The 16,222-nt window shown below is 41.8% G+C and carries 13 protein-coding genes; 5 read left to right on the top strand and 8 right to left on the bottom strand.

Going from position 1 to position 16,222, the window contains the following annotated elements:
* The first annotated feature begins 25 nt into the window (after nucleotides 1-25).
* The 5 genes from ACTJKG_RS13440 (at nucleotide 26) to eutC (ending at nucleotide 7,706) form a co-directional block, all read left to right on the top strand.
* Nucleotides 26-2,623 (top strand): MGH1-like glycoside hydrolase domain-containing protein, encoded by a 2,598-nt coding sequence (locus ACTJKG_RS13440; RefSeq protein WP_172333597.1) that lies wholly within the window; start codon nucleotides 26-28, stop codon nucleotides 2,621-2,623.
* Between the two features lie 473 nt (nucleotides 2,624-3,096).
* Nucleotides 3,097-4,029 carry a sugar phosphate isomerase/epimerase family protein gene (locus ACTJKG_RS13435; RefSeq protein ID WP_440739501.1) on the top strand — a complete coding sequence of 311 codons (933 nt, stop codon included), beginning with the start codon at nucleotides 3,097-3,099 and terminating at the stop codon, nucleotides 4,027-4,029.
* A gap of 166 nt (nucleotides 4,030-4,195) precedes the next feature.
* On the top strand, nucleotides 4,196-5,542 hold the full coding sequence (gene eat / locus ACTJKG_RS13430) for an ethanolamine permease (RefSeq protein ID WP_172333595.1): 1,347 nt from the start codon (nucleotides 4,196-4,198) through the stop codon (nucleotides 5,540-5,542).
* Nucleotides 5,543-5,566: 24 nt separating this feature from the next.
* Complete coding sequence (locus ACTJKG_RS13425) at nucleotides 5,567-6,949, top strand: ethanolamine ammonia-lyase subunit EutB (RefSeq protein WP_440739500.1); 1,383 nt, start codon at nucleotides 5,567-5,569, stop codon at nucleotides 6,947-6,949.
* 1 nt (nucleotide 6,950) lies between these two features.
* On the top strand, nucleotides 6,951-7,706 hold the full coding sequence (gene eutC, locus ACTJKG_RS13420; RefSeq protein WP_440739499.1) for an ethanolamine ammonia-lyase subunit EutC: 756 nt from the start codon (nucleotides 6,951-6,953) through the stop codon (nucleotides 7,704-7,706).
* A gap of 117 nt (nucleotides 7,707-7,823) precedes the next feature.
* Here eutC and ACTJKG_RS13415 read toward each other — a convergent pair whose 3' ends face one another.
* The 8 genes from ACTJKG_RS13415 to ACTJKG_RS13380 all read right to left on the bottom strand — a co-directional run bounded on the left by ACTJKG_RS13415 (nucleotide 7,824) and on the right by ACTJKG_RS13380 (nucleotide 16,219).
* Entirely contained in the window at nucleotides 7,824-8,345 is a 522-nt protein-coding gene (locus tag ACTJKG_RS13415) for a DUF4251 domain-containing protein (RefSeq protein WP_172333592.1), read from the bottom strand.
* Between the two features lie 140 nt (nucleotides 8,346-8,485).
* On the bottom strand, nucleotides 8,486-9,097 hold the full coding sequence (locus ACTJKG_RS13410) for a YdeI/OmpD-associated family protein (protein ID WP_172333591.1): 612 nt from the start codon (nucleotides 9,095-9,097) through the stop codon (nucleotides 8,486-8,488).
* A gap of 115 nt (nucleotides 9,098-9,212) precedes the next feature.
* Nucleotides 9,213-11,096, bottom strand: coding sequence for a molecular chaperone HtpG (gene htpG, locus ACTJKG_RS13405; protein ID WP_440739498.1), 1,884 nt, complete (start codon nucleotides 11,094-11,096; stop codon nucleotides 9,213-9,215).
* Between the two features lie 450 nt (nucleotides 11,097-11,546).
* Nucleotides 11,547-12,125, bottom strand: coding sequence for a thioredoxin family protein (locus tag ACTJKG_RS13400; RefSeq protein WP_440739497.1), 579 nt, complete (start codon nucleotides 12,123-12,125; stop codon nucleotides 11,547-11,549).
* 11 nt (nucleotides 12,126-12,136) lie between these two features.
* Nucleotides 12,137-12,715 (bottom strand): NADPH-dependent FMN reductase, encoded by a 579-nt coding sequence (locus ACTJKG_RS13395; protein WP_440739496.1) that lies wholly within the window; start codon nucleotides 12,713-12,715, stop codon nucleotides 12,137-12,139.
* Between the two features lie 131 nt (nucleotides 12,716-12,846).
* Nucleotides 12,847-14,058, bottom strand: a complete 1,212-nt coding sequence (locus tag ACTJKG_RS13390) for an MFS transporter (RefSeq protein WP_440739495.1) — start codon at nucleotides 14,056-14,058, stop codon at nucleotides 12,847-12,849.
* Between the two features lie 149 nt (nucleotides 14,059-14,207).
* Entirely contained in the window at nucleotides 14,208-14,732 is a 525-nt protein-coding gene (locus tag ACTJKG_RS13385; RefSeq protein WP_440739494.1) for an N-acetyltransferase, read from the bottom strand.
* Between the two features lie 80 nt (nucleotides 14,733-14,812).
* Nucleotides 14,813-16,219: a PLP-dependent aminotransferase family protein gene (locus ACTJKG_RS13380; RefSeq protein WP_440739493.1), complete on the bottom strand. Its 1,407-nt coding sequence runs from the start codon at nucleotides 16,217-16,219 to the stop codon at nucleotides 14,813-14,815.
* Between the last annotated feature and the right edge of the window lie 3 nt (nucleotides 16,220-16,222).

Genomic DNA, 16,222 nt, shown 5'->3' with positions numbered 1-16,222 from the left:
CTTCAAAAAAGCATTATCATCTATCATGAATGCAGAACAATCAAGGTTAAAAGATACTACCTGGAAAAAATGGGGCCCGTACGTAAGCGACCGTCAGTGGGGTACAGTACGCGAAGATTATAGCGCCAATGGCGATGCCTGGAGCTTTATAACACATGACATGGCCCGCAGCAAAACCTATCGTTGGGGCGAAGAAGGAATAGCCGGTATTTGCGACAGACAGCAAAACCTCTGCTTTGCCATAGCGCTTTGGAATAAAAAAGACCCCATCATTAAAGAACGTTATTTCGGTCTGAGTAACCCCGAGGGCAATCATGGCGAGGATGTAAAGGAGATCTATTATTACCTGGACAGTACTCCCACGCATTCCTACATGAAAGCGCTGTACAAATATCCGCAGCAGGTTTTTCCGTATGAATGGCTGGTAGCCGAAAACAAACGCCGTACACGTAAAGACCCTGAATTTGAGATCATCGACACCGGGATATTTGACAACGACGCTTACTTTGATGTATTTACCGAATATGCCAAAAGCGCTCAGGACGATATCCTGATCAAAATATCCGTTCACAACCGCGGTGATCAGGACGCCGCGTTGAATATCATGCCTACCATTTGGTTTCGCAATACCTGGGCCTGGGGTTATAATGACTATAAACCCCGTTTGACGGCCAATGGAGCAGGCAGGATAGAGGTATCGCACAAGGACCTTGATCAGCTATGGCTGCACACCGAAGGCTCGCCTGAGCTGTTATTTTGCGAAAACGAGACCAATACCCGCCGGCTTTACAATTATGATAACGGCATCAAATATCCCAAGGATGGCATCAATGATCATATTGTACATGGTTCGGATACTATCAATCCTAAAAATACAGGTACAAAGGCTGCTATTAACTATGATATTACTGTAGCCGCAAAACAAAGTATTACTATACGACTGCGTTTATCGCCCGATGCTAACTATAGTTTTGAAGATTTTGACCAGATATTTAAAACCCGCCTTACCGAGGCCGACCAGTTTTATAACGACATATACAGCAATAAAAATGATACTGACAGGAGTTTGATTCAACGACAAGCCTTTGGCGGTATGATGTGGAACAAACAGTTTTACTATTGCGATATCCGCCATTGGCTGCGCGGCGACCCGGCGCAACCCGCTCCGCCCGAGCAGCGCAAAACCGCCCGCAACAGCAAATGGATGCACCTGAATACCCGCGATATTGTATCCATGCCCGATAAATGGGAGTACCCCTGGTTTGCAGCCTGGGACCTCGCTTTCCATTGCCTTGCCTTGGCCCGCATTGATATGGCCTTTGCTAAAAATCAGCTTATCCTGCTTACCCGCGACTGGTACATGCATCCCAACGGGCAATTACCGGCCTATGAATGGGATTTTGGCGATGGCAACCCTCCGGTACATGCTATGGTGGCCTGGAGCATTTACAAAACCGATAAGGAAGCCAATAACGGCAAAGGTGATACTTACTTTCTGGAAAGAATATTTCACAAGCTAATGCTCAACTTTACCTGGTGGGTAAACCGTAAGGATGCATCGGGTAATAATGTGTTTGAAGGTGGTTTTTTAGGTTTGGATAATATTGGCGTTTTTGACCGGAATATGCCTCTGCCTTCGGGTCAGCACCTGGAACAGGCTGATGGAACCAGTTGGATGGCCATGTATTCGTTGAATTTACTGCGCATAGCTACAGAATTGGCCGCTGATGATAATGCCTATGCGGATATTGCCTCTAAGTTTTTTGAGCACTTTATTTATATTGTAGGGGCAATGTCAAACCTGGGCGAAAACAATGAAGGGCTTTGGGATGATGAGGATGGCTTTTTCTATGATCAGATTAGCTTCCCGGATGATGGCTCGATTAAAATGAGGGTACGCAGTATAGTAGGGTTGATCCCCTTATTTGCAACTGAGGTGTTGAATGAAAGTGATATCAGCGATAGCCCCATATTCCGCGACCGGATGAAATGGTTTGCCGAAAACCGGCCTGACCTGGCTTCGCTGGTTTCGCGCTGGAACGAGAAAGGTCCAAATGGTAAACATCTCATCAGTTTACTGCGGGGGTTCCGGATGAAATCGATCCTGAAATACATGCTGGATGAAAAGGAGTTCCTGAGCGATTATGGTATCCGCTCCCTCTCCAAATATCACCAGGACAAACCTTTCCATGTGGCCGTAAACGGTGTCGACTTTGGCATAGGCTATATACCTGCCGAGAGTGACAGCGGCCTGTTTGGCGGCAACAGCAACTGGCGTGGCCCCATCTGGATACCTATCAATTACCTCATCATCGATAGCCTACATCGTTTTTACGAGTATTATGGTGACGATTTTAAGGTAGAGTGCCCAACCGGCTCCGGCAATTATGTAAATCTCAAGGAAGTAGCCAATGAGCTTTATCGTCGCGTATCAAATCTCTTCCTGCGTGATGAAAACGGCAACCGCCCCGTATTTGGCCAATACCACAAAATGCAAACCGATCCGAACTTTAAAGATTACATCCTCTTTTACGAATATTTTGATGGTGACAACGGTCGTGGAGCCGGCGCAGCCCACCAAACCGGCTGGACAGGACTGATTGCCAATTGCCTGTATATCTAACGCTATATATTGATAGTCTGACGGTTTTTCTGTACCTTTATATCGATAGCAGCCCGGATCTCTTTTTGTAAGAGATCCGGGCTGTTTTAGTTAAAGAGAAAATAAACCTAAAAACGATTGTTTGGTATTTAGTTATTTATTAATTAGATAATTAATACTTTTTAAACCTTTCAAAACACCTCAATAATTTGTTAAAAAGTGTTAAAATGGCCGCGAAGCTTAATTAAACGATCAAAAAACAATTCCTTTTGCTCCGAAATTTGTTAAAAAGTGTTAAAATTCAAGGTTTAAAAAGTTTTTGACCCAGACAAAGCATCGAAAAACACCCCTGTTTTACTGTCAATTTATTGGAAAAATCTGGGAAAAAACATTCACCAAAATTTTATTGTGTAAAAAAGACACAATAAAATTTTGATCGATACAAAAATTATTTAGTTTTACTGTACCACTTATAAAAACTAAAAATTATCAGTATGAATTACAACAGGCGAAAGTTTATCCAAAGCGCTGGTGCACTGGCTCTTAGTGCCGTGGCTTTATCCAGCAAAGCAGGTTCATTATTCCATAATGTAAAAGGCGAACACGCGGTTGGCTTACAACTATTCACATTTTTTGGAGTTATTGATGAAGATGTAAAAGGAACGCTAACCAAAATAGCGGGTTTAGGCTATAAGGAGCTGGAATCGGCTTTTAGCAAAAAGGGCGGCTATTATGGTATGAATCCAAAAGAGTTCAAAACTATGGTTAACGACCTGGGTATGGCCTGGACGTCGCACCACGTGCTTGGGGCCCCATTTAAACTTCCTCCCGGAGCCAAAATGCCTGTAGGGGCCGATGGCAAGCCGCTGGTGATACCACCCATGAAAAACTTGCGCGAAAATATGCAGCAACTGGTTGATGAGGCTGCCGAAGGAGGGGTTAAATACCTGGTTTGCGCCAATTCGCCTACAGCTACGTTGGATGAGATCAAATCGACTATAGATGTACTGAACAAAACAGGGGAGGCCGCTAAAAAAGTAGGTATACAATTCGCCTATCATAATCACGATATGGAGTTTCACCCGGTTGATGGAAAAGTGCCTTATGATCTCCTCCTTAGCGAAACCGACGCCAAAAATGTAAAAATGGAGCTCGATCTGGCCTGGGCTATCAAAGGCGGTAAAAATCCGGTTGAAATGTTTAAACAACACCCTGGCCGCTTCCCGCTGTGGCATGTAAAAGATCTGGATGCTAAACGTGAAACCATATTACCGGTAGGTAGTGGCACCATTAATTTTAAACCCATTTTCGCCGCTGCGGCATCGGCCGGTATGAAACATTTTTTTGTAGAGCACGATATGCCCAAAGATCCACTGGCCAGTATAACAAGCAGTATTGGGTATTTGAAGAATACTTTGAAGGTTTAAATATCATTAAGTCATTTACTTCGCGTCATTAAGTCATTGAATAAATATAAATGACTTAATGACTCAATGATTTCAATGAAATATTGCCCTTAACAATTCCATAATATACTGTCATTTTGATTTAACAGCGGCTTTAAGTATCTTAAAGCCGCATTAAATAAATCATATGGCAGCATCCTCGGCAGAGCAGTTAAAACGAGTATTAAAACCTGTTCACCTGTGGGCAATAGCTGTGGGGCTGGTGATATCCGGTGAGTATTTTGGCTGGAACCTGGGCTGGGCCGTATCGGGAACTATTGGATTTCTGATAGCTACTTTGTTGATCACGGTAATGTATATCACCTTCATTTTTAGCTATACAGAGCTTACCACTTCCATTCCACATGCAGGCGGTGCGTTTGCTTATGCGTATAGGGCCATGGGACCTATTGGTGGCCTTGTTGCCGGTTACGCCACATTGATCGATTTTTTATTGGCGTCGCCAGCTATAGCTATTTCATTGGGAAGCTATCTACACTTTTTATACCCGGCTATACCCGTTATGCAGTCGGCTATGTTATTTAATGCGGCGTTTATCGTACTAAACATATCGGGGGTAAAGGAATCAGCCACATTTTCGGTATTCATTACCTTATTAGCTGTAGCCGAACTATTGCTATATATGGGTGTCGTATCGCCTCATTTTAAAATGGACAATTACCTGAGCAATCCGATGCCTTTTGGTTGGGCCGGGGTATTCGCTGCATTGCCTTTCGCGGTTTGGTTTTACCTGGCTATTGAGGGTGTAGCCATGGTTGCCGAAGAAGTTAAGGAACCTAAGAAAAACATCCCAAGGGGTTATATATCAGCACTGGCTACTTTGGTTGCATTAGCTCTGGGGGTTATGATATTAACCGGAGGTATAGCTGATTGGCGTAAACTCAGCAACCTGGATTACCCGCTACCAGAAGCTATAGGGATTGTTTTAGGTAAAGCAAATGGTATCACTAAAATATTTGCCAGTATTGGTCTGTTTGGATTGATCGCATCGCTGCATGGAACTATTCTGGCATCGTCAAGGCAGGTATTTGCTATGGCTCGCAGTGGTTATTTGCCACGGGGGCTGGCTGGCATCAACCACCGGTTCAAAACACCTCACTGGGCACTTATGGCTGGTGGGGTAGTGAGCTTTATAGCTATTTATAGCGGCACTACAGCGCAGATCATCGTACTTTCGGTACTTGGGGCAATTGTGATGTATTTGATGAGCATGCTGAGCCTTTTTATCCTGCGTAAAAAAGAACCAAATCTTGAGCGACCATTTGCCTCGCCGTTTTACCCGGTGTTTCCGGCAACGGCTCTGATTATATCAACCGTATGCCTTTTCGCCATCATTTGGTTTAATTTACAGGTGAGCGGTATATTCTTTGGAAGCTTGATTGTAGTGATCGCGATTTTTATATGGATAGGAAAACATAAAATAGCGCTAACCGATGAAATGATGGCCGCACCTGAATTTACAGAAGCGGGGTAGAAACACCAATGAACAATTGAACTAATGAGCGCTTACAGGCACACTATACGCAACAAGGTTTATAAGTTTCCGGATCTGAAAACTTTGCTGGGAAAGGCATCGCCTTACCGGTCTGGCGATGAACTGGCCGGTGTAACTGCCGAAAGCTATGAGGAACGCGTGGCAGCTCAAATAACGCTGGCTGATGTGTCTTTGAAAACCTTTCTCAACGAGGCAGTGATACCTTACGAGCAGGATGAAATAACCAGATTGATTATTGATAGTCATGATATTACAAGTTTTAGCTTTATAAGTCATTTAACAGTGGGAGAGTTGCGCGACTGGTTGTTGAGCGATGAAACCGATACCGCCACCTTAACTCGTGTAGCTGCTGGTATTACGCCCGAAATGGCCGCGGCGGTATCCAAGCTAATGGGTAATCAGGATCTGATAGCTGTTGGAAAGAAGTGCGAAGTAATCACTCTTTTCCGGAATACTATCGGCTTAAAAGGGCACTTTAGTACTCGTTTACAACCTAATCACCCAATCGATGATCCAAAAGGTGTAGCTGCCAGCATTATTGATGGTTTACTGCATTGCAGTGGTGATGCCTGTATAGGTATCAATCCGGCTACGGATAGCCCTACAGCGGTAAATAACCTGCTTAAACTGATGGATAATATTCGCTATCAGTTTGAGATACCTACACAAAGTTGTGTGTTAAGTCATATCACTACCACTTTAGAACTAATTAACCAGGGCGCTCCTGTTGATCTCTGTTTTCAGTCGATAGCCGGAACAGAGCAAGCCAATAGCAGTTTCGGTATTAACCTGAATATAATTGAGGAAGCATACCAGGCCACCCTATCCTTAAATCGAGGAACCATAGGTCAGAACGTGATGTATTTTGAAACAGGACAGGGTAGTGCACTATCTGCCAATGCCAATTTGGGGGTAGATCAGCAAACCTGTGAAGTAAGGGCGTATGCACTTGCTCGAAAATTTAAGCCATTGCTGGTCAATACCGTTGTTGGGTTTATCGGGCCCGAATATTTATATGATGGCAAGCAAATTATCCGTGCTGCTTTGGAAGATCATTTTTGTGGTAAATTGCTCGGTTTGCCTATGGGCGTTGATGTTTGCTATACCAATCACACCCAGGCCGATCAGGATGATATGGATAATCTGCTTACCTTATTGGGTGTAGCAGGGTGTAATTTTATCATGGGTATACCTGGGGCTGATGATATTATGCTTAATTACCAGTCAACTTCGTTCCATGATGCGCTTTATTTGCGTAAAGTACTTGATTTAAAACCTACGCCTGAGTTTGAAAAATGGCTCATTAAACAGGGGATAGTAGATAGTGGGGGAAATATGCTGCCGGCAAATCAATCACACGGTTTATTGAAAGCTATGATTAAATAACATGAAAAGGAATGTCCCTCAGGAGATACATTCATTAAGGGCACTGAAAGAGTTTACCACGGCAAGGATAGCTATCGGCAGGGTGGGTACCAGTATTCCTTTAAAACAGTTCTTAGAGTTTAAACTGGCTCACGCTCATGCACGCGATGCTGTATATTCTGAATTAGATATCAGTAGTTTAACGGATTTACTTAAATTGTTTACTTTGCCAGTTTTACACTTGCAAAGTAAGGTGAGTTACCGGGAACAATATCTGCAAAGGCCAGATATGGGGCGAAGGTTAAACGATGAATCCATTCAGCTGCTTAAGGAATATCATAGCGAAACAGATATCGCTATTATTATAGCGGACGGCTTATCGGCAACTGCTGTTAATCAAAATTCCCTGGGGTTATTGCAAATACTCATACCACAGCTAACAGCGGCAGGTTTTAAGTTGGCTCCCATTAGCCTGGTTGAACAGGGGCGTGTTGCCATTGGTGATGATATTGGTCATGGATTAAATGCAAAACTATCCATGGTATTGATAGGCGAGCGGCCAGGGCTTAGTTCGGCAGACAGCCTTGGCGTTTATCTCACATACAGCCCTAAACCCGGTCTTACAGATGAAACACGTAATTGTGTATCTAATATCAGACCTGGCGGTTTATCCTATGCAAAGGCAACAAAAAAAATATTCTACCTCATTAATGAGGCTTTCAAACGGAAATCATCCGGCGTAATGCTTAAGGATAATGCAGGCCTACTGGAAAGCTGAGAAAGCAAAGAGCTTAAGATTTTAAACCTTAAGCTTCTGATTATATGTTATATTTAACTAACTCTCTGTATATTAGCACAAAGGAATGCTTTGAGCATTTTTAGTTTCCGCTTTTTGCTACTTTCCCCGTTTTTCTATAGTGCCATTAAAAGAGATCGGATCGCGGTTACTGCTGGTAACTTGCAATGAAGCATAACCATCGGAAGAAATGTCAAGTCTTAAGGTTTGCACGTCGCGCCAGTCGCTGATATTTTTGTCCTTACCTGTTGGCTTTATAACAACGGCCCAGCCACCTTTTTTACCTGGTTTTGAGGTGTAAGTAAAATGGGTATTGGTAAATTTAATACCACCTTCTGTAGCGTTGTATGGAGCAGTATAGGCTCTGCCAAAGTATGGTAAGAATGCGGATATGGTATCTTTAGATACGGTTAGATCATAATCAGAGGTTAATGATCTGCTTATGCCCCGCATAGGCATTACGTAATTGGCCTTAAATACATAGTTTTGAGCCTCCACCAGGGTTTTTATGGCCAAAGCACGAGCGGCCTTTTTGTCTTTACTGGTACTTTGAGCATTAGCTATATTTATACCGATAAAAGTCAATAAAAGCAACACTGATATATTCTTTAATAGTTTCATAGTTAAGTATTTATTCGTTAGACAATAAAGTGATACTTAGGTTTAATTACTATTAAAGTTAAGCATTATTTAAATAACAAAACCACCCGTTTCTGTGGATGGCTTGCAAATTTGATGACCTTGTTTTTTATCGATCGGACTTACTTTTCATACTGCCAAAACCTGCCTTTTCCTTCGGCTATCCATTCTAAGGACTGTTCTATTCTTTTTTGTCTTGTGGCTTCAGTTTTTGCATCTGTTATCCAAACTAAATAGTCCTTGCGAAAAGAGGGAGATTTATTTTCAAAAATTTCTTTTACCAATGGATTAGCTATAAGTACTTTATTAAAATAATCAGGCACTTCAATTACTTTTGGTTTTTCAGATACAGGTTTCGCTTTTTTTACACCATTTTCATTTAAAACCATAGCTTCTTTGATATAAGCTACCAATGCTTCCTTGGCTGGCAGGTCTGATAAAGATTTTATCTTATCCATATATCCCATCTTTTGGCCTGCCTTTACGCTCTCTATTATTCTTTTATCACTCATCAACTCCGCTTTATAAAGGCTGAAAGAACAATGGTGCTTATAACCAGCGAGTATGCACATCATATCGCCCTTGTAATCAAAATGTGGATTCCCCCATTTAATGATTTCCTCAACCTCAGGACATGTTTCGTGAATTATCTGCCGTAAATACGTCATGATCGGCCTGGCAAAATCGGCAGATTTTGCGATATACTCATCAAACTGGGGATTAAATTTTGACATTTTAACGCGTTTTATTAATTGATTGATAACTGTTTAAATCAAATCTAAAAAATAATTAAAAATAAAAAGCCACCCGTACAAAACGGGTGGCTTTTTATTTTTAATTATCTCGAAACTATATCAAATTAACGCTACGGTTAACAAATTCGGTAAGCTCAGCACCTGTCAATAATCCTTGTGAAAGCAGAGCCAGGTCAAATGCCTGTTTTGACAATTGGGCCCTAACTTCTTCATTCTCTTCCTGTAGTATACGGCCGATCAGTTTATGGTTTCCGTTTACAATTACTTTATAATTATCGGGCATGTTACCATAAAAGCTCATACCGCCACCCATGGCTGCCATATCTTTCATCCTGCGCATAAACTCATCCATCGTAACGGTTACAGGCAATTCGTCTGGATTAAGGCTTTCTATTTGAACATTATATGCTGGTTTGTTAATGGCTTTGTTAAAGATGTCTTTTACTTTAGTTGATTGTTCTTCGGTCAATACAGTTTCCGGCGCATCGTCTTTTTTGATCAGCTTATCCGCAACATCAGCATCAACACGTTTGAGTGACGTTTTTTCCAGTTTTTGCTCTAATTGACTAATGAAGTGATTATCGATAGGAGAGTTCATCACCAGTACATCGTAACCTTTTTTACCAGCAGATTGGATAAAAGCATCCTGTTTAGCAGGGTCATTGGTGTAAATATAAACCAGCTGACTATCCTTGTCGGTTTGAACAGCTTCAACCTTATCTTTATATTCTGGTAAGGTGAAGTTTTCGTTTTTAGTATTGGTTACCAAAACAAAATCTTTGGCTTTATCATAGAATTTGTCTTCGCTAACCATACCGTATTTTACGAACAAGCCAATATCTGCCCATTTTTCTTCATATGCTTTACGATCGGCTTTAAATAGTTCTGACAATTTATCAGCTACTTTCTTAGTGATATAGCTGTTGATCTTTTTAACGTTGCTATCGGCTTGTAAAAAGCTGCGGGATACGTTCAACGGGATATCAGGCGAATCGATAACACCATGCAGCAGCATCAGGAACTCAGGCACAATGTCTTTTACTTCATCGGTAATAAATACCTGGCGACTGAATAATTTGATTTTGTTTTTTTGTACTTCAAAATCATTTTTCAGTTTAGGAAAATACAATACGCCGGTCAGATTAAAAGGATAATCTACATTGAGGTGGATCCAGAACAGCGGGTCTTCGCTAAATGGGTAAAGCGTTTTGTAGAAGTTAAGGTAATCCTCATCTTTTAATTCTGACGGTGCTTTTGTCCAGATAGGATTGGTTTCATTGATGATGTTATCATGTTGAACCTCAATGTATTTTGGTTTGCCTTCTTCATCAACACCATCATCTTCACGATCAGTTTTGGTGCCAAATTTAATAGGTACAGGTAAAAATTTACAGTATTTATCCAGTATTTCCTGAAGCTTGTGCTCGCTTAAAAACTCTTCAGATTCGCTGTTGATGTACAGCGTAATTTCGGTACCGCGTTCTTCCAGTACACCTTCGCCAATCTCAAACTCGGTGCTGCCATCGCAAACCCAGTAAGCAGGTTCGGCACCATCCTGGTATGAAAGTGTTTGAATTTCAACCTTATCCGCAACCATGAAAGCTGAGTAGAAACCTAAACCAAAACGACCGATGATCTCATTGGCATCCTTGGCCTCTTTAAATTTCTCCATAAACTCAGTAGCGCCTGAAAATGCGATCTGGTTGATGTATTTCTTGATCTCTTCGGCGGTCATACCCAGGCCGTTATCAGATATAGTGATCGTTTTCTTATCCTTATCAAAAGCCACTTCAACACGCAGATCACCCAGTTCGCCGTTGTATTGGCCCAGGGAGGCCAGGCGTTTGATCTTTTGGGTAGCATCTACCGCGTTGGATACCAACTCGCGCAGAAATATCTCATTATCAGAGTACAGGAATTTTTTAATGATCGGAAAAATGTTCTCGGTGTGAATCGAAATGCTGCCTTTTTCTTGCATAATATTTTTGTATGATTGATTTAATATGATTTCCAGAGGTGAACTATCAATGCCTGTTCCAAAGAACGGGATATTGTCAAATTGGCAGTGAGATTTTTAAGATATGATGCCTTAAATTATTGAAATTTTGCACCAAGGAACTTTTTAAACCTTGGATTTTAACAAATTTCAACCCAAAAACGGGTCAAAAAGGTGCCCGTTTTGCCCATTTTAACTAAATTTTAACGCCATTTTAACACTTTTTAACAAATTTTTGACGGGTTTTGAAAACTTTAAAAAGTATTAAATATTTGATAAAATAATGAAATAAAAATCCGTGGGGTTTCGGCTGGTTTTTGTTATTTACTAAACAGCCCGGCTCTCTTTTATTCAGAGAGAGCCGGGCGGCTAATGATATTCATATACGAAATTTCCGGGGCACTGTCAAATGCCAGTTAAGATTACCAGTTACTAATTTGTACCTGCTGGCTTTGCAGCCGGAGCAGGTTGATTAAGCGCAAAACGTTTGCCTATAACGGCCAATTCAGCATCAGTTAATTTGGAGGTTGATTTTAACAGCTGAACAAAATAGGCTACTTCGCTTTCGCTGGCGGGGCAGCCCACATTATCGCCGTAAGTATCCAGTGAAGCCCCTTTTGTCCGCACCTGGCTATCGCCCAAAACTTTTCCTTTTTCATCAAGGATCAACCAAAATGGTAAGCCGGATTTTTCACCATGAAATTTTGTTAGCGCTTCTGTAGATCCGGGATTTTCCAGGTTTTTCTTGGCGGGTTGTTCCAGTACGTCTAATGTAGCTATCACATAGTTGTTATCGATCATTTGTTTGCAGGATGGGTCGTTCAGCGAAGCTTCCATTTTTTTGCACCAGCCACACCACGAGGCATGAAATATCAGCATTACCTTTTTATGCTCTTTGGCGGCCTGCGTATAAGCTTGTTTCAATACCACATCGGCAGATGGATTAGCGTTTTGCGCGTGGCTGCTTAAGCCAACCGCCAGTGCAAGGAATAACAAAATGGTCTTTTTCATGGGGGATAAATTTATTGAGATGAATTTGTTATTAAAGTTAAAAAATTATGTATCAATATATTTAAGCTTTTTTCGGTCTCCTGATGAATGACTTGGCCATTGGCATCCATTTTAGAACGGATAAAGGAAATAACCAGCGTAGCACCATCAACAACATGGCTGTTTAACGCCCCTAACGTAAGCAGGAGCGAGGCATGTGCATGTTCGCCGCCCAGGGAGGCGGTGATGAGGGCTACCGGCTTTTCAACCAGCGAACTGCTGGATACCAGCCAATCCAGCATGTTTTTAAGCTGACCGGGCACACCAAATGCGTATTCCGGGGTGCAAATGATCACGCCATCGGCATTGGCCAGAAGTCCGCGTAAACGCGCTACAGCATCCGGAGGTGTATCATTATCCAAACCAGGGTCAAAGGGCGGTATCAGCGCCAGCTCATCGTATATGATGTAATTGATATCAGTTGGAACCTGCGTACCCAGGTATTTCAGGATATGATGGTTGGATGAGCCGGAACGCAGGCTGCCGGATATGGCAAGAAGCCGTATTCCCCTTAAATTAAGCGTAGCGGTTGTCTGAGCTTTTTTATTCATTATGGCATTCAAAGGTGCAATTCCAATTATGTTCATAAGCCGGATTTGCAATTCAAATATAGCTGTTCTTTTTATAGCGGCAGAAGATGAAGTAATAGCCATCCCCAGCTGATCGCTTAAGTTTTGTTTGTTTATTTTTCATTTTTAAAATTGCTTACAGCGATACCGGCCACAACTATAGCAACTATGCCGAATAACCGGAAAGTTTGGTTTAGCCCTATATTTACGATCAGGCTAAAAATCAGGCTTCCAAAGCCATAACCCATGAAAAGGAAGAAGGCGAACAAACCGGTGGCTGCACCTTTTTTGGGTGAAAGAGTTGTAATGATAGCCGCATATAAAGGCTGGGTTAGATCAAACCCTAAGGATAAAGTGGCGATAGCTATACAGGATATGGCCAGTGAATAATTTATACTCAGTGTTATTGCAGACAAGGCACCCACTAAAATTCCTATCGGGATAATTTTATTGCGTCCAAATTTATCGGCAAGCTTGCCAAGCATCGGCCCGAATAACAAGCCGGGTATTCCGTATCCTAATAAAGCCAGGCCGATCTCCCGTTCATGAAGGTTATAATTTTTGTAAAAGAAATAACCAGTCCAGGCGAAAACCCCGCTGTGAAACATGCCATTAAACAGCACAAACAGGTAAGTTCGCCAGCCCCGCGGTAAACAAAATATTTCTTTTGTAGACTGGTACATCATCCGGAAGCCGCCGGCATGTTTAGTGTTTCTCTGTAAAAAATGTTTAGCGTTAGCTATCAACACCAATAATATACAAGCGCCTACCGTTGCTGCTACCCAAAACATCATCTGCCAGCCTAAGCGGGCGGTTAGCAGCGCTCCCGCACTGGAGCCAAAAGCCATTCCCCCGGCCATAAATCCGAAGAGAATCCCCAAAGCGTGCCCCCGTTTGGCATAGGGGAAATTATCACCTATCCATCCAATGGTAATTGGTGCCACACCACCGGCGCCTAAACCCGTTAATAAGCGAAGTATGATCATCTGCGCGATGGAATGGCAAAAGCCCGTGCACGCGGTTAACACGATAAAACAGGTTAATGAAAACAGGATGATTGGAAAGCGGCCATATTTATCTGATAAGGGCGCGTAAACCAGGGTAACAAAGCCATATCCCAATAAATAGGCAGGCTCAATAAAACTTACGTGACGAACGGATACGTGAAACAACATGGCCAATTTGGGTAAAATCGGCGCGACCATAAATCCCTGGAAAAAGATGATGAAAGTACCCAGTGATAAAATAATGACCAGGAACATGGGTGGTGCAATAATATCTGTAACTGACGGTGGATTGGCAGTTAACGGTTGATCTGATTTCATTTTTGATATATTTTGATGAGGAGATAAGCCACAGTTTTCCATACACGTGATCTTGCATTCAGGGACGATAAAAAACGTTTTGCTTTTACCGATATAAAAGGCATGACGAAAACTGCTGAGTGTTTTTAAGGGAGAGCGATACTTGCTGATCAATAACCAGATTGCTTTATCAGACAAACAGAGGGCAATGGGAGTTCATCCAGCCTGTATTCTTCATTTTGTTTGATAAAACCCTGGGATTCAAAAAAGCTGATGAAGGGATTTTCTGCATATTCATTGATCCAGGTTGCTTGGTAGGACTTGCAAACGGATAAGCATTTATCAAATAATGATTGACAGATGGCGGGCTCAGTGTATGCCGTAAGTATACCAAAATCAGCAATCCGGATAACACGGTTCTGTACTATAGCTTTTGGCTTTTCTCCTTTGGACGTAATCCGTGCAAAGCCTGCTGGTTTATCATTGGCGTAAACTACCAGCCATTGATTAGACATGCTGTTGACTTCAACCATCAACGCCTTTTCACTAAAGTTTTCTGAAAGATAATTCTCTACTTGTTCTGGTAGGAGCAGGGACGAAAATTTTTCCCGGGCGATAGTTTGGGTGAGGTATAATAACGTATCCATGCCTTGTTGGGTAGCGATGGTAAATTTGGTTATGATTACTGAATTCATTTTGACATTTTATGGTGTCAAAACTAAAACCAATGCTACTATCGATACAGATACAGATTATGTAAAAATAACCAGTACAGTTATACTGATACAGCTTCACCTAAAAGCTCCAATGCTTTGATTTTTAGGGAAGAATATTGATCTGCGAATACAATTCTGAAATTATTTGGAAACATGCCTGAAAAAGAAAAAGTATAACCCGGCGTAAATTTAATGCCTATTCGCTCGCACTGATGGTAAAAATCATGCATATCTATATAATCGGGCATCTTTACCCATAAGTTGTAACCACCAGAAGGCGGTACAATAAATGTACCTTTAGGAAAATGCGCCGATAGAAGGTTGATGGTAAAGTGCGCATTTTTTGCCAATCGTGTTCTGAACGCGCGGATATGGCGGTCATAACTGTTTGTTTCTAATAAACGATTGACGGTTTCCTGATAGACCGGTGAAACGGTACTACCCATTGAAAATTTAATTTGCTCGGCCCGCTTCAGAAACTTGCCCGTCGATAACCAACCTAAACGGATGCCCGGGGCGAGCGTTTTGGCATATGATGAGTAGGTGATAACCAATCCGCTTTCATCATAACTTTTGAGCGTAGACGGGCGCTTACCGCTAAAGTTTAAATCGCCATAAATGTCATTTTCAATAGCGGCAATATCGTATTGCTGTATTACATTAACGAGTTCTTTTTTAAGCTCATCAGCAAGCAATAGGCCTGTAGGATTATGAAAATTGGGCGTAATGACAACCGCTTTTATTTTGTTTTTCTGGCAGGCCTTTTTTAAAAAATCGACATCAAAACCATTCACCAGATCAACCGGTACTTCGATCACCTTAAGGTTAAGTACCCTGATCACCTCCAGTATAGAAAAAACGCAGGGACTTTCTACCGCAACTATATCACCCGCATTACATACTGCCGATAGGGCAATATAAAGCGCCTGCAATGCGCCATCGGTAATCAATAATTCCTTTGGATTGATCCGTGTCTGGTACCCGGCAGCATGTTTTATAATGTTGGTCTTTAAATCTTCGGAACCATTGGTAGGATAATATCTTAGCAGGCCCGCGCCTTTTTCCCGTATCACTTGCTGCATGGTTCTCAGCAATAGTTTTTGCGATATCATCAGATCGCCAGGTGTTGCTACATTAAATTCTGCTATTTTTTTTTCGCCCCGGGATGCGGTTATGAGTTCCATATTTCTTTCAAAAATGGCATCTCTGACTACGGGATTATCTTGCAATGTGTTTTTTTGCTTTGGATTTGAAGGCGTTGCTACATAATAGCCAGACTTGGGAATGCTGGTTACTAAACCCAGTATGATTAAGTAGTCATAACCATTTTGAATAGTGCTAATGCTGGTATGATATTGTTTTTTTAAGTGGCGTACAGAAGGAAGTTTATAACCCGGCTTATAAATTCCATCGCGGATATTCTTCTCAATATCGGAAGTGAATGCCTCAAATTTATAGGTTTTCATATA

The sequence above is a fragment of the Mucilaginibacter sp. 22184 genome, from assembly GCF_052045695.1.
Lineage (GTDB): Bacteria > Bacteroidota > Bacteroidia > Sphingobacteriales > Sphingobacteriaceae > Mucilaginibacter.
The sequence above is the reverse complement of the archived record's forward strand: the minus strand, read 5'-3'. Positions and strand labels throughout refer to the sequence as shown.